Consider the following 23,502-nt stretch of genomic DNA (forward strand, 5'->3'; position numbering starts at 1 on the left):
GGCACCCTCCCGCAACTCCCGCCCCGAGTAGGGCAGTCAGGAGTACTTCCAGCATGTCCGAGAACGTCGTCAGCCTCCACAAGACCACCGAAACCCCCGATGAGGGCGCTCCCGTGACCACCTTGACGGTGGTCCCCGACGCCCCGCCCGCGCCGATCGTGCCCCTCTGGGTGCGCTCCGGCCGCGCGGTGCGCACGATCGTCACCCACGAGACCACCAGGACGACCGCCCGCGCCGTGGTCCGCCACGGCCTCTACACGCTCAACGGGGGCCGGATCGTGGCCCGCCGCACCTGGGACGGCAAGACCGGTGCCCGCTACGAGCGCATGCTCCGGGCCGCCGAAGCCGCGGGCAACTACGAGGTAGCCGAGGAGTGGGAAGAGCGCTTGCAGCGCTTCCGCGAGGCCCGCCACCGCCGCCGCATGGACCTGCTCCACTCCCCACTGGACGTGGCCAAGGGCGTCGGGGTCGGCGTTGGCATGAGCATCGGCGTCCTGGTCGCGCTCGGGGTCGTGATGGCCATCAACAACCACGACGTCACCGACGTCATCACCCCGCTCGCGGCCACGATTGAGTTCATCGGCCTGCTGATCCGGATCGTGCAAATCGTGTGGGGTCCCGCTCTCGTGATCGGCCCGCTGCTGGCTCTGCTGGGCATGTGGATGGTCGGCAGCAAACAGCAGGCCGCCCCCGCGTGGGCGCTGCCCGCGAACGTGCGCAATGGTGAGGGTGAGCCGATCACCCCGTCCATCGTGGTCAAGGCTCTGCGGGATCTCGGCATCCCCGCGCTGCGTAAGGCGATCACGGAGATGGGCGACGCCGGCGCGAGCATGCTGGGCCCGATCCGGATCGCCGGTTGCGGTGTCGAGGTCGATGTCACCCTGCCCTCCGGGGTGGCCACGAACGAGGTGCAGGGCAAGCGGCGCAAGCTGGCGGAGAACCTGACCCGGCACGAGCACGAGGTGTTCATCACCATCCCCGAAGCGGCCCGCACGGTCCGCCTGTGGATCGCCGACTCGGGCGCGCTGGATGAGCCGATCGGCCCGTCCCCGCTGGTCACCGACGAGACGCTGACCGCCAACTACAAGAGCGGTAAGGCGCCGTGGGGGCAGGACCTGCGCGGCGACGCCGCCGCCCTGTCGCTGTATCAGCGGCATCTGCTCATCACGGGTCTGTCGAACCAGGGCAAGACCGCCGCGCTGCGCTCGCTGGCGCTGTGGGCGTCGCTGGATCGTCGGGTTGAGTTCCGGATCGCCGACCTCAAGGGCGCCGGTGACTGGGCCATGTTCGACGGTTTGGCCACAGTGCTGATCCAGGGGCCGACCGATGAGCACGTCATCGAGGCGACCGAGATGGTTGAGGGTCTGGTCGACGAGATGAACCGCCGTATCGCGGCACGCCAGGCGGACCCCACGGTGGTGTTCGACCCGCTGATCGGGATCGTGGACGAAGCGCAGGTGGCGTTCATGTGCCCGGCCGTGGACGACGAGAAGCGCCCCTACGGCGGCTCCAAAGCGACCTCCCGGTACTTCATGGGCGTACGTAAGGTCCACAACCAAGGCCGTGTGGTCGACGTGCTCATGTACGAGGGGACGCAGGACCCCACCGACCAGAACCTTCCCAAGCTGGTGCGGGAGGGCGCGCACACCCGTGCCTCGCTCGCGCTGGGCACCGAGGCACAAGCCGTCATGGCCTTGGGTGAGAAGGCCGTCAACGGCGGGGCCGCCCCGCACCTGCTCCGGCAGGGTCTGGACAAGGGAACGCTGGTCGTTGCCTCCGACGGCATCGACATTCCCAAGGGCCAGTCGTCGATCACGGTGCGCACCCACTTCATCGGCGACGACGACGCCAAGGCCATCACCGACCGCGCCAAGGCCATGCGCGCCGGCATCACCACCCTGACCGTCGTCGGGCGCGGCGAGGAGCGCGATGCGCTCGCCGACATCGCCGCCGCCATCGGTGACGTCAAGCGGCCCTTTACCCAGGACGTCCTCAAGCGGCTCGCGATGCTCAACGAGGACACCTACGGCGGCTGGACCAACGGCGACCTCAAGCGCGTGCTGGAGGCCAACGATGTCGAGCCCTACAAGTCGCACGGGCGCATGGTCGTGCGCCGTGACGACGTCCTCGCCGCGCTCGCCAACCGCGACGACGAGGGTTCCGCTTCTGCTGCCGAGTAGTGGGGAGGCGGCCCCGTCCGCGTCGGGGAGGCGGGGAGAACTCCCCAACCGCCTCCCCGCCCCGCCTCCCCCACGCTGATCAGCGAAAACATCAGTTCGGGGAGGCGGGGAGGCGTGCAGGTCAGCACCCCGAAACCCCCCTCTCAGCGCCCCCACAAGGGGGTGTCCCCGCCTCCCCGAACCACGTTCGGAAGGGATTCCGCATGTACCCCGAACCTGCCCGCCACGCGCCCGCTGAGCGGGCCGTGGAAGTCCACCAGCCGACCCCGCTCCCGCCCGCCGTGATGGCCCCGGCGCCGATGGTCGCCGTGCAGCCGGGCGCCGTGCCGTCGGTCGCGAGCATCGTCCTGCCCGACGGCCGCGTCGTCACCGGCTACGCCATCAACCCCGCACAGCCCGAACCCCTCGCCGCGAAACCGCCCGTATCCCGCACGGCCGTCAACGTCGCCCTCGGGGGCGTCGGCTTCCTCGCCGTGTGCGGCGGCCTACTCCTGCTCACCACCTTCATCACCGCCCTGACCGCGCTCATCACCCAGCTCATCACCCTCGCCGCAGTCATCTTCGGCGGCTGGATCGCCGTGCAGGTCTTCAAGCCGCACGGCCACCAGGGCGGGACCACGGTCAACATCCGCAAAGCCATCTTCAAACGCAACCACTTCAACGGCTGACTGGAGCCTTCGTGTTCGAGATCCGCGCCATCTGCGACCCCGACGACACCGACCGCGTCACGACCGCGTTGAAGACCGCGTTCACGACCGGTGAGGTACGCATGTACCCGACCCGGGACGGCAAGCGCACCCGCCTCTACCTCACCGCTGACCACCACCCCACGCCGGCGGACTGGCCCACCCCGGAGCAGGCGTACGCGAACGCTCCGAGCATCAACAGCGAGATCGGCTGGACGGCCCGCTTCCTCGCCGACTCCGCATGTTTCACGGAGCTGGGACGGGACTTCTACCTGCGCAAAGCCGCCCTGCTCGACCGCATCGCACTCCTGGACGAGCTCGGCACGGTCGGCGACGCCACCCAGGCCGCCGACGCGGCGGCCCTGTACCTGCTCGACATCGACCAGCCCGGCGTGATCTGTGACCCGCGCGCCTACGTCCGTCAGCAGTACGCCCTCATGACCGCCGACGACCAGTAGCTACGCCAAGGGCGGCCCCCGTCTCGCCAAAGTCCGGGGCCGCCCTTGTCAGCCAGTCACCTACCAAGGAACTGGAGACAACCCAGCATGACGCAACCCACCGACATCCGGCGAGTACCGGACACCCTCAACAGCCCTCTGAGCATCGCGCTTGACCTCGCGGCGTCCGGCGTGCCCCCGCTACCGCTGCGGGCCGGCAAAATGCCGTTCGGCAACTGCCGTGCCTGCGCCCGCAACGCCTGCGGGGGCCGGCCAAACATGAAAATCCCCGGCCCCTGCACTTGCCCGGCACCCTGCCACGGCTGGGCTGCCGCCACCACCGACCCCACCGTCCTGCGCTCCCGAGAATGGGCGAGGGCGTGGTGCGAGGCGCCAGCGGTGGCTTACCACCCTGGCGGTGCCGGACTGACCGTCGTGGACCTCGACAGCGCGGAAGCCATCATGTGGGCCCGTGCGAGTCTGCCCGCCACCCGGATCGTGCGCACGAACCGGGGTGAGCACTGGATCTACCAGGGCACCATGCAGTCCGCCAACGCGGTCCGGCCCGGTGTGGACATCAAGTCCCTTATGCAGTACGCCCGTTGGCTCGGACCCGGCACCGGCGACATGGCCGCTCTGCCGGACGCTGTGCGGGCGCTGGCAGTAAAGGAGCCGTCCCCTTTCCGCGGGGCGCCACAGACGCTCACAGTGCCCCTCACGGCCGGACAGGGTGAGTGCCGCCACCGCACACCCACCTACCTCGATCGTGGCATCGCCATGGCAGAGCAGCGCATCACGGAGGCCCGCAGCGCGGTGCACGCCACGGTCTACCGCACGTTCCTCGCCGTGCTCTCGACGCATGGCCGGTGCGGCTGCCTGACCGATGCCCATGTCGCGCGGCTGTTCGCTGCCGCGCAGGCGAAGGGTGAATCGGTGCGGCACTGCACCGACGCGTGGACCAACGCCCGCACCGCACTGGGGATGTGACCGTGTCCGAGGACGAGAAGACTCCGGCCCGCCAGATCATCACCGACTACGCGCAAGCGCACTTCCGGTACTTCCGCACCGTCGACGGCACCGTCTACGCGCAGCGCAACGGCCACCCCGTTGCCCGCCCGATCCGCTCCCAGGGCACTACAGGCAGCCACCGCCAGGAACTCATGGTCGGCCTCTACAAGGACGGGGTCGGCGTGTTCAACGGCACGGCACTCAAGGAGGCGTTGGACTTGATCGAAGCCCTCGCGCTGACCGAGGACGTACAGCCCACCCACATCCGCGTCGCCCCGGGGTTCGACGGCGCGACCTGGCTCGACCTGGGGCGCAACGACGGTAAGTCCGTCCGCATCCACCCCACCGGATGGGACATCCTCACCCCCGATCCGCAGGAAGTCTGCTGGAGGCGCACCCAGCTCACGGGGGAACTCCCACTGCCCGCCAAGGACACCAACGGCAAGGGCATCGATCTCCTGCTGCGCCTGTGCAACTTCGCCGGGGCCGAGACCGAATGCCTGGCCATTGCCTGGTTGATCGGCTGCCTGGAACCCTCCGTGCCCGTCCCGGCCCCCTTCCTCACTGGCCCCCAGGGGGCGGGCAAGTCCACCGGCGGCCGGATGCTCGTGCGGATCATCGAAGGGATGAGCGGTGACCTGCGCCGGGCGCCGAAGGACGAGGAGAACATGATCACGGCGGTTGCTGCGGGATGGGTCACCGCCCTGGACAACCTCTCTCACCTGCCCCCGGACCTGTCCGACCTGATGTGCTGCATCGTGACCGGTGCCGAGAGCATCAAGCGCGCCCTGTTCACGGATGGCGACGTCGTGCGCTCCCGCTACCGGCGCCCCATACTGCTGACCGGTATCGACGTCGGCGTCATCCGGCCCGACCTCGCCGAACGCCTCCTCCCGCTGCGTCTCGTGCGGCCCCGGGTGCGGCGCACCGAGGCAGAGCTGTGGGCGGAGTACGCAGAGATCCTTCCCGTCGTTCTCGGCTCCCTGCTGGACCTGACCGTGAAGGTGCGGGCCGCTCAAGCGGACACCCCCACCGACCTGCGGATGGCCGACTTCGCCCACCTGTGCGCACAGCTCGACGCGGCCACCGGTTTCAACTCGCTGGCCGCCTACCGGGCCAGCCTCGACGACCTCAACGACGACGTCATCGAAGGAGACCTGCTCGCTCAGACGGTCCTGAAGCACGCGGCCGGACTCGATGAGGGAGCGGACGTCCGCATGACGTCCTCGGAATGGCTGCACTGCCTCACCACCCTCTACAGCGGTGAGGAGTGCCGTCCCCTGCCCAAGGGCTGGCCCACCACGGGCAAGGTTCTCTCCGACCGTCTCAAGCGGCTGCAACCCACCCTTGCCGCACGAGGCGTGCTCATCGACTGGGGGCGCACCAGCGCCGCCCGTTACATCGAAATGACCCGGGCCGCCGCGCTCACCCTCAACCAGCAGGAAACGGCGTTCTGACCGCACCAGGCGGACAAGCAAGAGGAGCACCCCGCCCGGAACGGGTGCTCATCTTGCTGTTCGGCGGCGAGCCGCCGCATAGGCGTGCCGCTGCGCGGCTCCGCATTCACGTTCTGAGCCGCGCATCACCCAAAGACATCACCCCTCCCTTTTTTCCTAAGAGAAGAGACCTTGCGTCACCCACGTCACCAGCCACCCGAACCCGGTCACTGACCAGCGGTTTCTACCGTGACGCAGACGGCCCGACCCAGCGTCACCGCCCGTCATCCGCGTCACGGGTGACAGAAGCCCGCCCTGGCCTGTGACACGCCCCGAACTGCCCGCGTCACCGCATAACCACAGGTCAGAACCACAAATGACGGGCGTGACGCGATGACGCAGAAATCCGAGCATCGGACAGACACACGCTCCCGGCGCCGCCCGCGCCCAACTCACTGCAGGACACCTCACCCAACCCCGAGACGGACATGAGGAGTCACCAACCATGGCCACCGAAGAGCCGACCGAGCTGCTTAAAGCCCTGCTCGCTCTCGTGCGCATCGGCCCGCCCGGCTTCCGCGTCGGCCGCTACCTCCGCTTCAACCCCGCCGCCGTACAGGCGTGGGAGGCCGAACGCACCGCCCTCGACGACGCGGCCTGAGCCTGCCGCACCCCGCACCACCCAACACCCCGGGGAGGGCCGCACCGCGGCCCTCCCCGTCCCATGCCCAGAAGGGAACACGCCCCACATGGCCGGCAGCATCCAAGACCGCTGGTTCAAGACCGTGACCGACGCCGACGGCAAGACTCGCAAGGTAAAGACAGCTCGGCACGGAACCGGTATGCGCTACCGGGCCCGGTACTTCGCGCCCGACGGCAAGCGCAAGAGCAAGTCGTTCCCCGACGGCCAGAAGCGTCTCGCGGAGCAGTGGCTGACCCAGATGGCGGCGGACGTGGCCCGCGGCGACTACATCGACCCGAACGCATCCCGGACGTCGTTCCAGGAGTTCGCCGAAGGGTGGTTGGCGAGCCAAAGCGGCGACCCGAACACCCGAGCATCGATGCAGTCTCAGCTCAACCTGCACGCCTTCCCGCGCATCGGCTCGCGCGCCCTGGGATCGTTCCAACCTAGCCACATCCGCGAGTTCGTGACGCAGCTCGAAGCCTCCGGCATGTCCGGCGCGTACGCTCGCGTGATTTTCTCCAACGTCCGCGCAGTCCTCTCCGCAGCGGTGGAGGACGGATACCTGCGCCGGAACCCCTGCAACTCGCGCACGGTGACCCTCCCCGAGATGGGCACACGCCGTGTCGTCCCCTGGCAGCCGGGACGCGTCTTCGCAGTCCGTGACGCCATGGTCGAGCGCTTTCGGACCATGGTCGACATGGGCGCCGGATGCGGACTGCGACAGGGCGAGATTCTCGGACTGTGCGTCGATGAGCTGGACTTCGACAACGGCACGCTGCACGTCGTACAGCAACTCAAGCTGAGCCTGAGTACGCCTGTGTTCGCGCCGCCCAAGGGCGGCAAGCTCCGAGACGTGCCTCTGCCCGAGCCCGTAGCTGAGGCGCTGAAAGAGCACATGAAGCGCTTCCCGCCAGTCGAGGTCACCTTGCCGTGGATGCGCGCGAGCGGTCAGCCCGTGACCAAGCGGCTCATCTTCAGCGGGCCGCGCGGCGGGCACGTCTGGCGTACGTCGCTGAATGAGGACCACTGGAAGCCCGCCCTTGCGAAGGTGGGCGTCATCCCCAAGGCCAAGAGCCGAGAGCACGAGGCTGCTCGCGAACACGGCATGCACGCGCTCCGGCACTTCTACGCGTCCGTTCTCCTGGACGCCGGCGAGAGCATCAAGGCCGTCAGCGAGTACCTCGGACACTCTGACCCAGGGCTGACGCTGAAGGTGTACGCGCACCTCATGCCCAGTAGCCGGGACCGGGCCCGGAACGCCATCGGTCGCGCGCTCCGGCCGCAAGATCCGGGGCACTGAGGGCCCACAGTGGGCCCAGGCCATGAAAACGCCCCTGACTCGCGCCATGTGCGCAGGTCAGGGGCATGATCACAAACCCTACTTCTTCTTCCCCTGGTTCTTCACCGCCTCGATCGCCGCTGCCGCCGCCTCGGGGTCGAGGTACGTGCCGCCCGGGTTCAGGGGCTTGAAGTCGGCGTCGAGTTCGTAGGAGAGCGGGATGCCCGTGGGGATGTTCAGGCCCGCGATGTCCGCGTCGGAGATGCCGTCCAGGTGCTTGACCAGGGCGCGGAGCGAGTTGCCGTGGGCCGCGACCAGGACCGTGCGGCCGGTCAGCAGGTCGGGGACGATCGCGTCGAACCAGTACGGGAGCATGCGGACGACGACGTCCTTCAGGCACTCCGTGCGCGGGCGCAGCTCCGGCGGGAGGGTGGCGTAGCGCGGGTCGGAGAACTGGGAGTACTCGGCGTCGACGTCGAGCGGCGGGGGCGGGGTGTCATAGGACCGGCGCCACAGCATGAACTGCTCCTCGCCGAACTCGGCGAGCGTCTGGGCCTTGTCCTTGCCCTGCAGGGCGCCGTAGTGGCGCTCGTTCAGGCGCCACGAGCGGTGGACCGGGATCCAGAGGCGGTCCGCGGACTCCAGCGCGAGCTGGGCCGTGCGGATCGCGCGCTTCTGGAGGGACGTGTGGACCACGTCGGGGAGGAGATCGGCGTCCTTCAGGAGCTCGCCACCGCGGACTGCCTCCTTCTCGCCCTTCTCGTTCAGGTTCACGTCCACCCAGCCGGTGAACAGGTTCTTCGCGTTCCACTCGCTCTCGCCGTGGCGGAGGAGGATCAGCTTGTACGGTGCGTCGGCCATGCCCCAGAGCGTAATCCACGCTTTCGCCCGTTCGCGTGGCTGCCCGGCAGACGGACGTTTGACTGGATCTGCTAATTCGGTGGCCGTCGGAGATCGCCCACTTGTAACGTGCCGCTGTCGCGAGCGCCACTTACATCGGGGGATCCATGCCGTACGCCCTGCGTGCCCGACGTGCCGTCCGGGAGACGGTCTCCGGACTCCCCCGCGAGTTCTGGTGGCTGTGGACCAGCACGCTGGTCAACCGGCTCGGCGCATTCGTCGCCACCTTCATGGCGCTGTACCTGACGGTCGACCGCGGCTACTCCGCCACGTACGCCGGTCTGGTCGCCTCCCTGCACGGGCTGGGCGGGGTGATCTCCTCGCTGGGCGGCGGGGTGATGGCCGACCGGCTGGGGCGACGGCCGACGCTGCTGATCGCGCAGGCCTCGACGGCCGTGTCCGTCGCGCTGCTGGGGTTCGTGCGCGACCCGGCCGCGATCGCCGGTGTCGCCTTCCTGGTCGGCATGGCGAGCAACGCCTCGCGGCCCGCGGTGCAGGCGATGATGGCGGACATCGTCCGGCCCGAGGACAGAATCCGCGCGTTCTCCCTCAACTACTGGGCCATCAACCTCGGCTTCGCCGTCTCCTCCATGGCCGCCGGGTTCATCGCCGAGGTCAGCTACCGCGCCGGGTTCCTGATCGAAGCGGGGATGACGATGGTCTGCGCGATCCTCGTCTTCCTGCGGCTGCCGGAGTCCAAGCCCGCCGGGACGGCGGTGCGGTCGGCCGTCCCGGACGGTGCCGCCCGGGACGATTCCGTGAGCCTGCGCACCGTACTGCGCGACGGACCGTTCATGAGCGTCGTCGGGCTGTCCTTCCTCGTCGCGCTGATCTTCCAGCAGGGGTCGGTGGGGCTGCCGGTGGCGATGGGTGAGGCCGGCTTCACTCCGGCCGAGTACGGCATGGCCATCGCCGTCAACGGCGTGCTGATCGTCGTCCTCCAGATCCCCGTCACCCGCTTCATCGAGCATCGAGATCCCCGCCGGCTGCTGGTCGTCTCGTCCGTCCTCGCGGGGTACGGCTTCGCGCTCACCGCCTTCGCGGGGTCGGTGGGGGTCATCGCGCTCACGGTGTGCGTGTGGACGCTGGCGGAGATCGTCAACGCGCCGACGCAGACGGGACTTGTCGTACGGCTGTCCCCGGTGCACGGGCGCGGGCGCTACCAGGGCATGTACACGATGTCCTGGTCCGTGGCCGCCCTCGTCGCTCCGCTGCTGTCCGGGTTCGTCATCGACCGGTTCGGGGCGGAGTGGCTGTGGGGGTTCTGCGCGGTGGTGGGGACGGCGGCCGGGGCGGGGTACGCCGTGTTGATGCGGCGGGTGCCGGAAGAGAGAGCGGAGAACGGGTCGCGGGCGCTGCCGGCCGGGCCGGGCAAGGAGACGCGAAGGAGTCGGGCCCTGTGACCACGCGACACCCGGAACGCCGTACCGAACGCCTGTGGCTGCGTCAGTGGAGAGAGTCGGACCTGGACGCGTTCGCGGAGATGGACGCGGATCCGGACGTCATGCGATACATCGGTGACGGCTCGCCCGGCACCCGCGAGCGGACCGCCGCGGCACTGGGCCGTGTGCGCGCGGCCTGGGACGAGCGCGGCTACGGCCTGTTCGCCGCCGAGGAGATCGCGACCGGCGAGCCGGTCGGGTGGGTGGGACTGGCCGTTCCGGCCTTCCTCCCCGAGATCATGCCGACGGTGGAGATCGGGTGGCGGCTTCGGCGCCGCTCCTGGGGCCGGGGCTACGCCACCGAAGCGGCGCGCGAGGTCCTGGCGTTCGCCTTCGCCGAGGCGGGGGCGGGGGCGACGGCGGGGGCCGGTCTGGAGCGCGTCGTCAGCATCTGCCACGTCGACCATCACGCCTCGATGCGCGTCATGACCAAGCTCGGAATGACGTACGACCGCACCACTCGCGTTCCTTCCCACGGGCAGCCGGTGCGGGTCATGGCGCTCACGCGCGAGGCCCACCGCGCCTCGGCGTGACCGTGTCCGTGTCCGTGACACCGGGCGACGTCGTGGACTCATGGCCCGTCATCGGCCGCGGAGTGCTGCGCGGCCGGCGCCGGCAGGTCTCCTCCTGGCTGTCGACGAAGCCCGACCGTCGGTGGGCCCCGGACGACTTCTCCGGGCCGCCCCCGGACAGGTCGGGGATGCCGCCATTCCCTGCGGTGCTGGAACCCCCGGAAGCCGGCCGCGCGCTCAAGACCCTGGCTCCGGGCGTCGGCGTCCCGCCCTCGGACGGCCGTGTCACCCGTCCACGAAGCCGAGTTCCGTGTCCGGCCGGCACTGCGGGCAGGCCTTGATCCCGTCGGTGAGGGCGCGCCGGGCACGGTCGCGGTCGACGCCCCTGCTGCGCCGGCCCGCGTTCCAGCAGCCGCCGACGTGGACGTACACGGCTTCCTGTCCGGACAGACCGCGTTCGATCAGCCAGTCCGGTGAGGGAGGACGGGCCTGGAGACCGCGGTGGCGTTCGGTCTGGCGGCGTTCCTCGTCCACGATCCACCGGCGGGTGCGTGCCAGGTCGCGCTCCTGCACGCGCTCCAGGAAGCGGAGCAGCGCGAGCCGCGACTCTGGGTCGTTCATGCGTTCGATTCTAGAGCTTACCTCCGGGGTAATCGACGCTCCCCTGGCGTCCCGGCAGGCTGGGCTCCATGACACCTGCCGACACCGCGGAAGCGACCCGCTCGACCGTCCAGAAGTTCCTCGGGCTCCGGCTCGCCGGTGACACCGAGGGGCTCGCCGCGCTCTTCGCCGACGAGGTCGACTGGATGCTCGCCGAGAATCCCGTCGTGCCCTGGATCAGGCCTCGGTCCACCGCCGTCGATTGTGCGGCGCAGGCCGAGGAGCTGGCCAGGTACACCGTCCCGGAGGACGCTCGCGCGTCCGTGGACACCGTCCTCGTCGACGGGACCGACGCCGTGCTGACGGGGCAGGTCTCCGGGACCGTCCGGGCGACCGGGAAGTCCTTCTCGGGGCCCTTCGCGCTGCGGCTCACCGTCGAGGGCGGGCGGATCACCCGGCACCACCTGTACGAGAACAGCGTGTCGATCGCCGCGGCCTGTACGCCCTGACGACGACGCCCGCCTTCGAGGTCACCCGCCGGCGTCGCCCGTCACGACCCGGACGTACTGCCGCCTGTCCTCGTCCCGCACGACCACTCCCAGCCGCAGCAGTTCCCCGCGCAACTCCCGGGCCTCCTCGGCGCTGTCCTCGTCCTTGCGGACCTGCGCGCGGGCCCGCAGCAGGGCGTCCGCGCCCGTGGGCAGGCCGGGGGTGCCGGGGACCCAGCGGCGGAACTCGGCGTGGTACGGGTCCTGTTCCTCCCATGCGTAGCCGTACGCGGTGAGGGAGTCCGCGAGGCGCTGCCAGTTCAGGCCGCAGTGCTCCCGGGCCAGTTCGAGGCTGTCCGGGCCGAGCAGGACGAGCTGCTTGCCGTCCCGGAAGAACACCGAGATCTCCTCGCGGGCGAACTCCTGGGAGCTGTCGCGGATGGTCAGGGTCACGTGGGTGTCGCGGACGCGGACGGACAGCGACTCGTGCGCCGCCGTGAAACCGAGCAGCAGGCCGCCGAGCACGCCCACCGCGATCGTGCCGAGGGTGAGGGCGGGTTCCGGGACCGAGGTGAGCAGTTCGGCCGGACCTTCGAGCGGTGCCCACGGCAGAGCCAGCAGCAAGCGGGCGAGGAGCGGGAGCAGGGCTCCGGCCACGGCCCCGCAGGCGACGCAGAAGAGCACGATGGCCCAGGCCGATTCGGCGAGTTCGGTGGCCCTGCCCGGCTGCGGCCGGGGGCTCTTGCGCAGGTGCACGTTCCTGGCTTCCTCCATGGGAGCAGTCTCACGAGGAGCCGTCCGCCCTGTCGTCAGCCGTTGGTCTACGCACCCGCGACTTTGGTCGCCTTCCCGCCCGCGCCCCGACTCACGGGTGCATCCGCGCCCCCTTGACCACCTTGTCCACCGCGTTCTTCGGGCCGTGGACCGCGAGCCCCACGAGGTCCAGTGCCGCAGTCGGCACAGCCCGTACGGCGGCGCGGTTGTCACGGTCGTTGCCCGTGGCGAAGAGGTCGGAGGTGAAGACCGCGCGGGGCAGGGCGCGCGAGAGGGCACGGGTGTGCGCGGCGGTCAGGGTTTCCTTGGTGGCCTCGAAGACCATGACCGGCTGGCGGAACATGGGGAGGTAGGGCACGCCGTCCGCGTCCTCGTACGGTTCGCCGATCACCTCGGGAAGCTGCGTTCCCAGGCCGCTGACCAGGAACGATGTCACGTTTAGGCGCTGCCAGGGCTCAAGGTCCTCGCGCAGCAGTACGGCGATCTTCGTGTCGAAGCGGACGGGCTCCGGGGTGGGTCCGGTGTTCATGACCCGAGCGTGCCCGCCGGTCCCCGCCAGGGTCTTGTACGTTCTTTGCATGGCCTCCCAGCCCACGCGCACGAACGGGCCGGACCGGCAGCGGATCGTCTCCGCCTGGCGGCCCGCCGTCCCGGGTGTCGTCGAGGTCTTCCACGCGCGGTTCACCGAGTACGCGTATCCGATGCACGTCCACGACGCCTGGACCCTGCTGATCGTCGACACCGGCGCCGTACGGTACGACCTCGACCGGCACGAGCACGGCACCCCGCACGACACCGTGTCGCTGTTGCCGCCGCACGTACCGCACAACGGCTCCCCCGTCACCCCGGAGGGCTTCCGCAAGCGGGTGCTGTACCTGGACGGGACGCATATCGGGGACGAGTTCATCGGGGCCGCCGTCGACCGGCCCGATCTGCGCGATCCGCTGCTGCGGCGGCGCGTGGGGCAATTGCACGGCGCGCTGGGGCGGCCCGGTGAGGAACTGGAGGCCGAGAGCAGGCTGTTGTTCGTCGGGGAGCGGTTGCGCGGGCATCTGCGGGGCGACCCTTCCCCCCGGCCGGCCGATCCCGTTCTGGCCCGGCGGCTGCGCGAGTTGCTGGACGAGCGGATCGTCGAGGGCGTCGTCCTGCGGGAGGCCGCCGGGCTGCTCGGCGCCCATCCCGCCCATCTCGTCCGGGCGTTCAGCACGGCCTACGGCATCGCCCCGCACCAGTACCTGACGTCCCTGCGCGTGGGGCGCGCCCGGCGGCTGCTCCTCGAAGGGCGCTCACCGGGCGATGTGGCGGTGGCGGCCGGGTTCTACGACCAGTCGCACCTCACCCGGCACTTCCGCAGGCTGGTGGGCGTGCCGCCGGGGCGCTATCGGGCCGGTTAGCGCTCGGGGCGCTGGGTGAGGTGGGCGAACGCGTCCAGGTTGCGTGTGGACTCCCCGCGCGAGACCCGCCACTCGTACTCCTTGCGGATGGCCGAGGCGAAGCCCAGCTCCAGCAGGGTGTTGAAGGCGCCGTCGGAGGCCTCCAGGACCTGGCCGAGCAGGCGGTCGAGCTCGTCGGCGGTGACGGCGGACAGGGAGAGGCGGCCGGTGAGGTAGACGTCGCCGTGCTGGTCGACGGCGTAACTCACGCCGTAGAGCTTGAGGTTGCGTTCCAGGAGCCAGCGGTGGACGCCCTGCTCGTTCTCGTCGGGGTGGCGGATGACGAAGGCGTTCAGCGACAGGGAGTGGCGGCCGACGATCAGGGAGAGCGTCGTCTTCAGCTTGCGGGTGCCGGGGAGCTGCGCGACGTAGGTGCCGGGCCGGGGGCTCTCCCACTCCAGTCCGACGTCCTTCAGCGCTCCCTCGACGACCTGTGCCGCACGCTGTTCCTGATCGGTTTCACCCATGCAGCGAGCGTACGCGACGGCGGTGCGCCTGCATCGCGGCCGTGTAGACGTCCGCCGTGGCAGCGGCCGAGGTGTCCCAGCCGAAGGACTGGGCGTGCCGGGCGGCCTGCCCGCCGAGCCGGGGCGCCAGCCGCGGGTCGTCGGCGAAGTCGCCCAGCACGCGCGCGTAGTCGGCCGGATCGTGCCCGCGCACGAGGAAGCCGGTGTGTCCGTCGCGCACGGCGACCGGCAGACCGCCGACCGACGCCGCGAGCACCGGGGTACCGGCCGCCTGCGCCTCTATGGCGACCAGGCCGAAGGACTCGCTGTAGGAGGGCATGACCAGCACGGAGGCGGCGCGGAACCAGTCCGCCAGCTGCTCCTGGCCGACCGGCGGGCGGAACCGTACGACGTCCGCGATGCCCAGGCGCGCGGCCAGCTTCTGCAGACCCTCGGGCTTGGCGAGGCCGCTGCCGGAAGGGCCGCCGACGACGGGCACGAGGATGCGCGAGCGCAGTTCGGGGCGCTCGTCGAGGAGGACGGCGACGGCGCGCAGCAGCACGTCCGGTGCCTTCAGGGGCTGGATGCGGCCGGCGAAGAGGGGGATGAGCGCGTCCTGGGGCAGGCCGAGGCGGGCCCGGGCGGCGGCGCGGCCGTCGGCGGGCGAGAAGCGGGTGAGGTTCACACCGGGGTGGACCACGGCGACCTTGTCGGTCTCGGCCGCGTAGTGCCGTACGAGTTCGTCGGCCTCTTCGGTGGTGTTGGCGATGAGGCGGTCGGCGGCGGCGACGATCTGGGTCTCGCCGATGACGCGGGCGGCCGGTTCGGGGGTGTCGCCGTCGGCCAGGTTGGCGTTCTTGACCTTGGCCATGGTGTGCATGGCGTGCACCAGGGGGACGCCCCAGCGCTGGGCGGCGAGCCAGCCGACGTGGCCGGAGAGCCAGTAGTGGGAGTGGACGAGGTCGTAGTAGCCGGGGCGGTGACCGGCCCAGGCCTGCATCACGCCGTGGGTGAAGGCGCACAGCTGGGCGGGGAGGTCCTCCTTGTTGAGGCCCTCGTAGGGGCCTGCGTCGACGTGCCGGACGAGGACGCCGGGGGCCAGCTCGACGGTCGGGGGGAGGGCGGCCGCGGTCGCGCGCGTGAAGATCTCGACCTCGATGCCGTGCGCGGCGAGGCGCTGGGCGAGCTCCACGATGTAGACGTTCATGCCGCCGGCGTCGCCGGTGCCCGGCTGGTGGAGCGGGGAGGTGTGCACGGAGAGCATGGCGACGCGGCGGGGCCTGCGGTGCAGCCGGAGGCGCGCGGGTGATGACGCGGAGCGCCGGCCGAGCCTGCCGATGTACTGGCTCACGTGGCGTTCCTCCTTGCTCCGGGCGTGCCTTTCGCAGGGCGCACGGTGCCCTCCGACGGGGCCAACACCGGAGGAAGGTGCTCCATTTCCCGATTCGGGAGTTTTACCGAATCATTACCGTCTGTCGCTCAACCGTTCGAGGGTGTGGGGGCCCGTGTCCGTCGGCCCCGGGAGCGTGACCAGGAGGTGAACTCCGCGCGGGGACCGGGTGCACCCACCCCGACGGCAAGGTCCTCACCAAGGTCTCCTGCATGGTCGAGGCCCTGGAGAGCCAGTCGCCGCTCAACTCCCTGGAGACGGACCTGGGCGACGGTGCCGACACCCTCCACTCCGACCGCGGCGGCGCGATCGTGGACGGCGGCGCGGGCGACGACATCCTCCGCGGCGGCAAGGGCGACCGACCACCGGACGACGCCGGGCGGTCTGTCGGTGCATGTCTTCGAGTCGGCGGGGACGCCGGGGTTCGGGACGTACGGGGGCGGGGAGTAGCGGCCGGGGCGCCGGAGAAGGCTGGGCGACGAGCTCCCCGGATCCCTACCCTCGCAGGCATGACAGGCACACGGCATCGTCCCGCACCGCCGCCTCCGCCCGAGGAGCTGCTCCCCTGCCCGTGCTGCGGCCACCGGACCCTCGGCGAGCTGTGGGCCTACGAGATCTGCCCGGTCTGCTACTGGGAGGAGGACCCCTCCCAGCTCCGCCACCCCACGTCCGGCAGCGGTCCCAACCACGGGCTGAGCCTGATCGAGGCGCAGGCCGACTACCGGCGGATCGGTGCCGTGACCGAGGAGATGCGGCGCCATGTGCGGCCACCGCGCGACGACGAGCCGCTGGACCCGGGCTTCCGGCCCGCCGACCCCGGCCGGGACCCGTTCGAGCAGGGGCCGGCCGGCGACCCGATGCCCGACGACCTCACCACCCTCTACTACTGGCGTCCCACCTACTGGCGGCGGCACCTCGCCCCCTGACAGGGCCCGGGGCCGCTTAACCTCGTACGTATGACACCCCGCGCGGCCGCCCGCCCCTTCGGAACGGTGACGCGCGGGACGACCAATCCCAACCGGCTGCGCCGTATGGACCGCTGGATCGCCGCCACGCACGGCGCCGAACTGCGCCGCGCAGCCGATCCCGTGGCGGTCGACCTCGGGTACGGCGCCGCCCCCTGGACGGCCGTCGAGCTGCTGCGGCGTCTGCGTACGGTCGCGCCACACGCGCGCGTGGTGGGCGTCGAGATCGAACCGGCCCGGGTCGCGGCGGCGCTGCCCTACGAGCGGGCGGGGCTCGTCTTCCTGCACGGCGGCTTCGAGATCCCGGTCCCGCAGCGGCCCCTGCTCGTCCGCGCGGCGAACGTGCTGCGGCAGTACGAGGAGGGTGAGGTCGCGGCCGTGTGGCAGCGGCTGTGCGCGCGGCTCGCACCCGCCGATCCGGCGACCGGGTCGCGCGGCGGACTGCTGGTCGAGGGGACCTGCGACGAGATCGGGCGGCGGCACGTCTGGGTCGCGCTCGGCCCGGAGGGGCCGCGCACGGTCACCTTCGCGACCCGGCTGGGCTCCCTGGAGCGCCCCTCGGACCTGGCGGAACGCCTGCCGAAGGCGCTCATCCACCGCAACGTCCCGGGCGAGCCGGTGCACGCCTTCCTGCGCGACTTCGACCGCGCCTGGGCGGCCGCCGCACCCTATGCCTCCTACGGCGCCCGGCAGCGCTGGATCCGCGCGGTACGGGACCTGGTGGCGGACTGGCCGGTCGCGGACGGGCCGGTGCGGTGGCGGCAGGGTGAAGTGACGGTGCGGTGGGAGGCATTGGCGCCGGGCGCCTGACTCCTCCGGTCTGGGCAGGGCCCGTTGGGAACGATCTCTTTGAGTCGTTCGTCACACAGACGGGGAGATCGTCATCCGGGGGCATACCGGCGAGGGGGCGGCGGGAAGTACTACCTCTGTCGCTTTCCCATCCGACGTGGCAGCATCCCCGGGCGAGCCGCGAGTTACTGACGGTTAACCAGTGGGGGGCTGAGGTATGGGAACGGGCAAGCGTGGCCTGATCGCGACGGCGGTGGCCGTGGTCTGCGCGGTCACGGTGCTGGCGGCACCGGGCACGGCGTTCGCGAGCCCCACCCCCTCCCCCACCCCGAGCGCGGGCCCGGCTCTCGCGCCCGGCAAGGACCTCGAAGCCGTCCGCAGGAAGCTCGACAAGCTCTACCGCGCCGCCGGCCGAGCCACCGACGAGTACAACGCCGCGGAGGAGAAGGCGGACAAACAGTCCGCCGAGGTCGTCGAGCTGGCCAAGAAGATCGTCAAGGGCCAGGAGAAGCTCAGGAAGCTGAAGGACCGCGCGGGCGCCGCGGCCGCCGCCCAGTACCGCGGGGGCGGGCTGCCGCCCGAGGCCCATCTGGTGCTGAGCGACGATCCCCGGGATTTCCTCGACGGCGCGGGCCGAGTCCGCGAGGGCCACCACGCGACCAAGGGCCTCCTCGGCGAACTGACCCGCACCCAGGAGGACTTGGAGCAGTACGCCGAGGACGCCTCCGCGCAGTTGAAGAAACTGGAGGCGGGCCGCAAAGCCAAGGCCGCCGCACAGAAGAAGATCGAGAAGCAGATCGCGCAGGCGGAGAAGCTCGAGTCCGCGCTGCGGAAGGAGGAGCAGGAGCGCCTCGCCGAGCTGGAGAAGGAGGCCGCGAACAAGGCGCAGACCGCCTGGCTCGACTCCGGCGTCCTCGACGAGATCGAAGGAAAGGCCTCGGAGCAGGGCAAGAAGGCCGTTCGGTACGCCACGGCCCAGATCGGCAAGCCGTACCAGTGGGGCGCCGAGGGCCCGAAGACCTACGACTGCTCGGGGCTGACGTCACAGGCCTGGGTATCCGCCGGGCGCGGCATCCCGCGCACCTCGCAGGAGCAGTGGAAGCGGCTGCGGCACATCGACGTCCAGGACATGCGGCCCGGCGACCTCATCATCTACTTCGGCGACGCCAGCCATGTCGCGATGTACATCGGCGACGGGGCGATGGTGCACGCGCCGCGGCCCGGCCGGACCGTGACGATCGCGGGGGCCGGATCCATGCCCATCCTCGGGGTGGTCCGGCCGGACGCCGACGCTGGCGCCAACTGAACGCGGACGGCGGCCGGACGACGGCACACCGGATATCGGACACCCGCGGTGACCTGGCCCACGTGACCCACTCCACGCCCCACCGCGAGCAAACCGTGCGCCGACGTGACGTTCGTCATCCCCACAGCATCTCCGAGCTGTCCAACTGCGGTACATATCGCGGCATATGACACTGGCCGGTGGCACAGCGGCGTGGCTCACACCATTCCAATGCGGCGCCGACACCCGCTATGGTCCCCGTCGGTGGGTCGAGGTCCCTCGCCCCACCGTGCCCTCGGGGGGAGGGAAGGAACCCTAGACGATGCCCGTACCCATACCGCGGCAGAGAGCGATCCCGGCCGTGGAAAGTGGTCAGGCGCAGGCCGCGTCTCCGCGCGGCGGCCCGGCCGAGGAGTCCGCGAAGGACGCCTCGCCCGCGGGCCGCACGCCGGACACCGCCGGGAACACCACGGACAAGGTGGAGAACAACACCGCCCACACCAACCTGACGCTGCTGCTGATCGAGGACGACCCGGCCGGTTCGCCGATCGTGCCGGACATGCTCGACCAGGCAGGCAAGCCGATCCGCGTCCGCACGGCCCGCAACCTGACGGAGGCCGGGCGGCTGCTGACCGACGACGTCCACTGCATCCTGCTGGACCTGGCGCTGCCCGCGCCGGGCCACAGCGACTCCGAGGACGAGCTCGCCGTGCTCCGGCACGTGCTGGAGCTCGCGCCCCGGCACGCCGTCCTGGCGCTGACCGCGTCCGGCGACGCCGAGCGCGGCGCCGAGGCGGTGCGCGTGGGCGCTCAGGACTACCTCTTCCGCGACGAGCTGGACGGCAGGCTGCTGAGCCGGGCGATCCGCTACGCGGTGGAGCGCAAGCGTTCCGAGTCGGCCGAGCGCCGGCTCGCCGAGGGCCGGCTGCGGGCGCAGGAGAACCGCCGCCTGGAGCGCGGCCTGCTGCCGACGCCGCTGCTGGAGGGCTCCCCGCTGCGGTTCGCCGCCCGCTATCGCCCGGGCCGCTCGCGCGCGCTGCTCGGCGGCGACTTCTACGACGTCGTGCGGACGCCGGACGGCACCGTGCACGCCATGATCGGCGACGTCTGCGGGCACGGTCCGGACGAGGCCGCCCTCGGGGTGGAGCTGCGGATCGCGTGGCGCGCGCTGACGCTGGCGGGCCTGTGCGGCGACCAGCTGCTGGGCACGCTCCAGCAGGTGCTGGAACACGAGCGGGCCGACGACGAGATCTTCGCGACCCTGTGCACGGTCGACATCGCGCCGGACGGCCGCCGCGCCGGCCTGTGCCTGGCGGGCCACCCGTCGCCGCTGCTGGCCCGCCCGGGCAAGCCGGCCCGCCTGCTGCCCTACGACAACAACGGCCCCGCCCTCGGGCTGCTGCCCGGTGCCCGCTGGCCGCGCATGCAGGTGGAGCTGGGCCCCGAGTGGAGCCTGATGCTCTACACCGACGGCCTGATCGAGGGCCACATCGGCCAGGGCCGGGAGCGGCTCGGCCAGGACGGCATGACGGAGATGATCCGCCGCCAGTTCGCCGAGGGCCTGCGGGGCGAGCAGCTGCTGCGGGCGGCGGTGAACGAGGTGCGCGACCTCAACGGTGGCGAGCTGACGGACGACGTGGCGGTACTGCTGCTGGACCGGGTGCCGTAGCGCGTGGCCCGAGCTCCAGGGCCGAAATCGGCGGTCAGCCGGTCGCGGGCGGCGGCGTCCAGGTGCCCGGCGCGGATGTCGCCACTCGGGGCCTTACCGGCCGCCGTTCCAGGGGCCGTACGGGCCGTCGCTGCTGGAGCCGCGCTGACTGCGGCCCCCGCCCGGGAGGGCCCGGATCGCCGGCCGTACGTCGACCATGTACACGATCGTCGCGATGAGGCCGATGATCGGCAGGAACGACAGGATCGGGAAGAGCAGGTTCACCACGAAGGCGATCCCCAGGATGATCAGCCAGAAGGGCTTGGTCTTCTTGTCGGCCGCGCGGTAGGCGTCCTCCCGGCGGACGGCCGCGTCGAACAACGCGAAACCGCTGAAAATCATCAGGGCCGTGCTCAGAAGCCACATAAACCCTGCGAAGCCCTGCATCAGCACAACGCCCACCACCTGACTCGGCTCGTCCCTACGCGGTCACCGTACCCGTACAACGGGCCGGGCACCCCCAGGGTGCCCGGCCCGTTGCCTGTGATCGCTCCGCGGTCCTACTTGGCGGGCGGGGTGGTCTTCTTGGCCGGGGTGGTCCGGCGCACCGGGGCCTTCTTGGCCGCGGGGGCCTTCTTCACCTGGGCGGCGGCGGCCGGCTTCGCCGGCTCCTCCTTGACCTCGACCGGCTGCGGCTTCGGCTCGACGGCCACGGCCAGCTCCTCGACGCCCTCGGCGACGTCCTCGATGCTGTCGGCGGCCTCGCCGCGCCAGGTCCGCACGGTCTGCTCGCCGTGCTCGGCGACCTTCTCGTAGGTCTCACGGGCCTTGACGGCGTACTCGGCGGCCACGCCGACGCCGCGCAGCGCGAAGTCCTGGGCGCTCTCGCCGACCTTCTTCAGGTCCGCGTCGATCGTGCTGCCGAGCTTCTTGATGTCGACGTCGATCGAGCCGATGAACTCGGTGACCTTGGTCTGGAGGGTCTCCTGCGTCTCCTTGACGCGGGCGGTGGCCTCCTTGGCCCGGGCGGAGGCCTTCTCCTGGACCGCCTTGGTGTCGGTGTTGCGTACGGCGTCGATCCGCGCGGGGGCCTCGGAGCGCAGCTGCTCCACCAGGGCCGGCACCTTCTTGGCCTGCTGAAGGGCGAGGTCGGCGGTGCCTGCGGCGAAGTAGAGCGGGGTCGGGTTGCTGAAGGTCTTGCGCAGGTCGTCGGTGATGGCCATGGTGATGGTCCTCCCGGATTCTGTCTCGCTTGAGGGTTCGGCTGAGGGTTTTGTGTGATCCGCGGCGGTACGGCCGGTGCCCTGGTCCGGCTCAGCCGGCCGTCTGCCGCGGATCGGTGTCACCGCCGCCGGTGCCCTTGCGGGTCCGGCGGGCGGCGGTCGTACCGTCGTCGTGCGTGCTGTCGCTCTTGCGGCCGCGGCGCCGGGCGGGCTGACCGCCGTCGCCCGGGCCGGTGCGCGGTATCTCGGCGCCGGCGTCGGGAGCGTCCCCGTCCACGCTCACCGCGCCGTCACCGGGGACGACACCGATGACACCGGACGCACCCGCGAGGCCCGCGCCTGCCAGGCCGTCCGAGGCGTCCGCGCCATCCGAACCGTCGCCGGTCCCGAATCCGTTCTCCTTGCGGAAGGACTCGTAGATCTGCAGCAGCACCTGCTTCTGCCGCTCGTTCAGCGTCGGGTCGGCGAGGATGACGGCCCGCGTCTCCACCTCGTCCCGGTCCCGCTCGGCATCGAGGATGCCGGCCCGGACGTACAGCGTCTCGGCGGAGATCCGCAGCGCCTTGGCGACCTGCTGCAGCACCTCCGCGCTGGGCTTGCGCAGCCCGCGCTCGATCTGGCTCAGATACGGATTGGACACCCCGGCGGCATCGGCGAGCTGCCTGAGGGACAGCTGCGCGGTGCGCCGCTGTTCGCGCAGGTAGTCACCTAGATTGCCGACGTTGAGCGATGCCATGCCTCCACAGTGCGGCATTCCGCTAACTATTGCAAGCACCCGCTTGCAAAAGTGCGCCACGCCACCCGGTGCGTCGACGAGGCCGAGCACGACAGTCGGCGCCGCCCGAGCGCGACGACTCGGCAACGACCCCGCCCGGTCGGCGCGCCACAGGCTGCTTGACGTGGGCGATGTGACACACGCCACAGAGGGTCATCCGGCGACACTGCCGCGAATCTGGCGCAAATTGATCGCTCCGGTCTCCGGAATTTGAGATTCCCTGGCTGCCGGCCACCCCGGCACCCCCAATTGGACCCCTGTCAGACGGCCTTCCAGAAACGGTGATATCCGCAGTTCTTCATGAGGTGTTCAGTGTTCCGCTTCGACGTCTAAGGCAGATGAAATACGGATCGACACCCTCTGCATTGTCCGCAGGGTTGACAGCGGTCAGTCTTGGGATGTTGCATGACGTCATCAACGGGGCGGGGTGGCAAACGGGGGCCATTCAGAAGGGCCGACGCCGCAGAGGCGTTCTACTGACCTGCTGCCATCTCCATTTGGGGGAGATGTCATGAGTAGAATCAAGCTCACGCTGTCGATCGCTACCTCGGCCATTGTGTTTACGGCCGTGAGTATCGCAGGTCCTACCTTCATCCAGGCCGAGATGGCGAATGCATCGACGGCCGCGGGCGAAACATCTGCTACCGCGGCCCCGGATGCCAAAGTGAAAGCCCCTCTTACGCCGGCAGAACTGCTGAAGCTCCTGGGCGAGCGAATCAAGACCAAGGACGTGGACGGAATCATAGCCCTCCACGAGCCCGAAGCGGCGATTGTCAATTACGACGGATCGATTATCAGGGGCCACAAGGAAATCCGGGCCTTCTACATCGAGTGGTTCAAGTCCGATCCGGTGCTCACTGTCAACCCTCGCCAGACTGTGCTGGCGGGAGGGAAGCGCACGGGCGACAAGGTACGCAACCGCACGGCGGCCATAATGGGGGATTATTCCCTGGAGCAGAACGCGCCTGACGGTACCCGCGAGAAGTTCACCGGGAATTTCTGCGACACCGTGCAAGAGCAGCCGAACGGTACGTGGCTGTACGTCCAGGACAACCCTTACCCGCCCCACGGCGGCGCAACGTCGGCCCATCACTGATCGGGCTGCCCCGGCGGTCTCGTCT

General features: G+C 70.5%; 25 protein-coding genes. 16 read left to right on the forward strand and 9 right to left on the reverse strand.

What is annotated here, in order from left to right; all coding sequences use genetic code 11:
• Positions 1-53: 53 nt before the first annotated feature.
• The 7 genes from CEB94_RS18490 (at position 54) to CEB94_RS18520 (ending at position 7,732) form a co-directional block, all read left to right on the forward strand.
• Positions 54-2,180, forward strand: a complete 2,127-nt coding sequence (locus CEB94_RS18490; RefSeq protein ID WP_175433295.1) for an ATP-binding protein — start codon at positions 54-56, stop codon at positions 2,178-2,180.
• 203 nt (positions 2,181-2,383) lie between these two features.
• A complete protein-coding gene (locus CEB94_RS18495; protein ID WP_175433296.1) occupies positions 2,384-2,848 on the forward strand; it encodes a hypothetical protein in 465 nt (154 codons plus the stop codon).
• Between the two features lie 11 nt (positions 2,849-2,859).
• Entirely contained in the window at positions 2,860-3,324 is a 465-nt protein-coding gene (locus CEB94_RS18500) for a hypothetical protein (RefSeq protein ID WP_175433297.1), read from the forward strand.
• An 87-nt stretch (positions 3,325-3,411) separates the two neighbouring features.
• A complete protein-coding gene (locus CEB94_RS18505) occupies positions 3,412-4,290 on the forward strand; it encodes a bifunctional DNA primase/polymerase (RefSeq protein WP_175433298.1) in 879 nt (292 codons plus the stop codon).
• Positions 4,291-4,292: 2 nt separating this feature from the next.
• The gene (locus CEB94_RS18510; RefSeq protein WP_175433299.1) at positions 4,293-5,768 is read left to right on the forward strand and encodes an ATP-binding protein; all 1,476 of its coding nucleotides are present in this window, start codon (positions 4,293-4,295) and stop codon (positions 5,766-5,768) included.
• A 484-nt stretch (positions 5,769-6,252) separates the two neighbouring features.
• Positions 6,253-6,408, forward strand: coding sequence for a hypothetical protein (locus tag CEB94_RS18515; protein ID WP_246111836.1), 156 nt, complete (start codon positions 6,253-6,255; stop codon positions 6,406-6,408).
• Between the two features lie 88 nt (positions 6,409-6,496).
• Positions 6,497-7,732 (forward strand): tyrosine-type recombinase/integrase, encoded by a 1,236-nt coding sequence (locus tag CEB94_RS18520; RefSeq protein ID WP_175433300.1) that lies wholly within the window; start codon positions 6,497-6,499, stop codon positions 7,730-7,732.
• Between the two features lie 78 nt (positions 7,733-7,810).
• Here CEB94_RS18520 and CEB94_RS18525 read toward each other — a convergent pair whose 3' ends face one another.
• Positions 7,811-8,572: a phosphoglyceromutase gene (locus tag CEB94_RS18525; protein WP_175433301.1), complete on the reverse strand. Its 762-nt coding sequence runs from the start codon at positions 8,570-8,572 to the stop codon at positions 7,811-7,813.
• Positions 8,573-8,718: 146 nt separating this feature from the next.
• Between CEB94_RS18525 and CEB94_RS18530 the strand changes: the two genes are divergently transcribed.
• Together CEB94_RS18530 and CEB94_RS18535 are read left to right on the forward strand one after the other, a co-directional pair.
• The gene (locus CEB94_RS18530; RefSeq protein ID WP_246111837.1) at positions 8,719-10,014 is read left to right on the forward strand and encodes an MDR family MFS transporter; all 1,296 of its coding nucleotides are present in this window, start codon (positions 8,719-8,721) and stop codon (positions 10,012-10,014) included.
• Positions 10,011-10,586: a GNAT family N-acetyltransferase gene (locus tag CEB94_RS18535; protein ID WP_175433302.1), complete on the forward strand. Its 576-nt coding sequence runs from the start codon at positions 10,011-10,013 to the stop codon at positions 10,584-10,586. The genes CEB94_RS18530 and CEB94_RS18535 overlap by 4 nt, the downstream gene beginning before the upstream one ends.
• A gap of 264 nt (positions 10,587-10,850) precedes the next feature.
• Here CEB94_RS18535 and CEB94_RS18540 read toward each other — a convergent pair whose 3' ends face one another.
• Positions 10,851-11,186 carry a DUF6233 domain-containing protein gene (locus CEB94_RS18540; RefSeq protein WP_175433303.1) on the reverse strand — a complete coding sequence of 112 codons (336 nt, stop codon included), beginning with the start codon at positions 11,184-11,186 and terminating at the stop codon, positions 10,851-10,853.
• 68 nt (positions 11,187-11,254) lie between these two features.
• Between CEB94_RS18540 and CEB94_RS18545 the strand changes: the two genes are divergently transcribed.
• Positions 11,255-11,674, forward strand: coding sequence for a nuclear transport factor 2 family protein (locus CEB94_RS18545; protein WP_175433304.1), 420 nt, complete (start codon positions 11,255-11,257; stop codon positions 11,672-11,674).
• A gap of 21 nt (positions 11,675-11,695) precedes the next feature.
• On the opposite strand, the gene CEB94_RS18550 is transcribed toward CEB94_RS18545, so the two are convergent.
• Together CEB94_RS18550 and CEB94_RS18555 are read right to left on the reverse strand one after the other, a co-directional pair.
• A complete protein-coding gene (locus CEB94_RS18550) occupies positions 11,696-12,427 on the reverse strand; it encodes a YqeB family protein (protein ID WP_175433305.1) in 732 nt (243 codons plus the stop codon).
• Positions 12,428-12,518: 91 nt separating this feature from the next.
• Complete coding sequence (locus CEB94_RS18555; protein ID WP_175433306.1) at positions 12,519-12,956, reverse strand: DUF2000 domain-containing protein; 438 nt, start codon at positions 12,954-12,956, stop codon at positions 12,519-12,521.
• 49 nt (positions 12,957-13,005) lie between these two features.
• On the opposite strand from CEB94_RS18555, the gene CEB94_RS18560 reads away from it, so the two are divergent.
• On the forward strand, positions 13,006-13,821 hold the full coding sequence (locus CEB94_RS18560) for a helix-turn-helix transcriptional regulator (RefSeq protein ID WP_175433307.1): 816 nt from the start codon (positions 13,006-13,008) through the stop codon (positions 13,819-13,821).
• Here the strand turns inward: CEB94_RS18560 and CEB94_RS18565 are convergent.
• Both CEB94_RS18565 and mshA read right to left on the reverse strand, forming a co-directional pair.
• Positions 13,818-14,327 carry a type III secretion system chaperone family protein gene (locus tag CEB94_RS18565; RefSeq protein ID WP_175433308.1) on the reverse strand — a complete coding sequence of 170 codons (510 nt, stop codon included), beginning with the start codon at positions 14,325-14,327 and terminating at the stop codon, positions 13,818-13,820. The two genes, CEB94_RS18560 and CEB94_RS18565, sit on opposite strands and share 4 nt — an antisense overlap.
• On the reverse strand, positions 14,320-15,657 hold the full coding sequence (gene mshA / locus CEB94_RS18570) for a D-inositol-3-phosphate glycosyltransferase (RefSeq protein ID WP_175433309.1): 1,338 nt from the start codon (positions 15,655-15,657) through the stop codon (positions 14,320-14,322). The genes CEB94_RS18565 and mshA overlap by 8 nt, the downstream gene beginning before the upstream one ends.
• Before the next feature lie 251 nt (positions 15,658-15,908).
• Here mshA and CEB94_RS40945 point away from each other — a divergent pair, with 251 nt between their 5' ends.
• From CEB94_RS40945 to CEB94_RS18590, 4 genes are all read left to right on the forward strand, one after another.
• Positions 15,909-16,622 carry a CPCC family cysteine-rich protein gene (locus tag CEB94_RS40945; RefSeq protein WP_246111838.1) on the forward strand — a complete coding sequence of 238 codons (714 nt, stop codon included), beginning with the start codon at positions 15,909-15,911 and terminating at the stop codon, positions 16,620-16,622.
• Positions 16,623-16,652: 30 nt separating this feature from the next.
• Positions 16,653-17,471, forward strand: coding sequence for a class I SAM-dependent methyltransferase (locus CEB94_RS18580; RefSeq protein WP_175433310.1), 819 nt, complete (start codon positions 16,653-16,655; stop codon positions 17,469-17,471).
• Positions 17,472-17,667: 196 nt separating this feature from the next.
• A complete protein-coding gene (locus tag CEB94_RS18585; RefSeq protein WP_175433311.1) occupies positions 17,668-18,756 on the forward strand; it encodes a C40 family peptidase in 1,089 nt (362 codons plus the stop codon).
• Positions 18,757-19,057: 301 nt separating this feature from the next.
• Positions 19,058-20,404 (forward strand): PP2C family protein-serine/threonine phosphatase, encoded by a 1,347-nt coding sequence (locus CEB94_RS18590; RefSeq protein WP_175433312.1) that lies wholly within the window; start codon positions 19,058-19,060, stop codon positions 20,402-20,404.
• A gap of 93 nt (positions 20,405-20,497) precedes the next feature.
• Here the strand turns inward: CEB94_RS18590 and CEB94_RS18595 are convergent, their stop codons facing one another.
• From CEB94_RS18595 to CEB94_RS18605, 3 genes are all read right to left on the reverse strand, one after another.
• The gene (locus tag CEB94_RS18595; RefSeq protein ID WP_175437056.1) at positions 20,498-20,830 is read right to left on the reverse strand and encodes a DUF2516 family protein; all 333 of its coding nucleotides are present in this window, start codon (positions 20,828-20,830) and stop codon (positions 20,498-20,500) included.
• Positions 20,831-20,943: 113 nt separating this feature from the next.
• A complete protein-coding gene (locus tag CEB94_RS18600; RefSeq protein ID WP_175433313.1) occupies positions 20,944-21,606 on the reverse strand; it encodes a hypothetical protein in 663 nt (220 codons plus the stop codon).
• 91 nt (positions 21,607-21,697) lie between these two features.
• Positions 21,698-22,342 (reverse strand): helix-turn-helix domain-containing protein, encoded by a 645-nt coding sequence (locus CEB94_RS18605; RefSeq protein ID WP_175433314.1) that lies wholly within the window; start codon positions 22,340-22,342, stop codon positions 21,698-21,700.
• Between the two features lie 550 nt (positions 22,343-22,892).
• Here CEB94_RS18605 and CEB94_RS18610 point away from each other — a divergent pair.
• Positions 22,893-23,477 carry a YybH family protein gene (locus tag CEB94_RS18610; protein WP_175433315.1) on the forward strand — a complete coding sequence of 195 codons (585 nt, stop codon included), beginning with the start codon at positions 22,893-22,895 and terminating at the stop codon, positions 23,475-23,477.
• The last annotated feature ends 25 nt before the right edge of the window (positions 23,478-23,502 follow it).

Origin of the sequence: Streptomyces hawaiiensis, from assembly GCF_004803895.1 — a bacterium.
In the GTDB taxonomy this organism is placed as follows: domain Bacteria; phylum Actinomycetota; class Actinomycetes; order Streptomycetales; family Streptomycetaceae; genus Streptomyces; species Streptomyces hawaiiensis.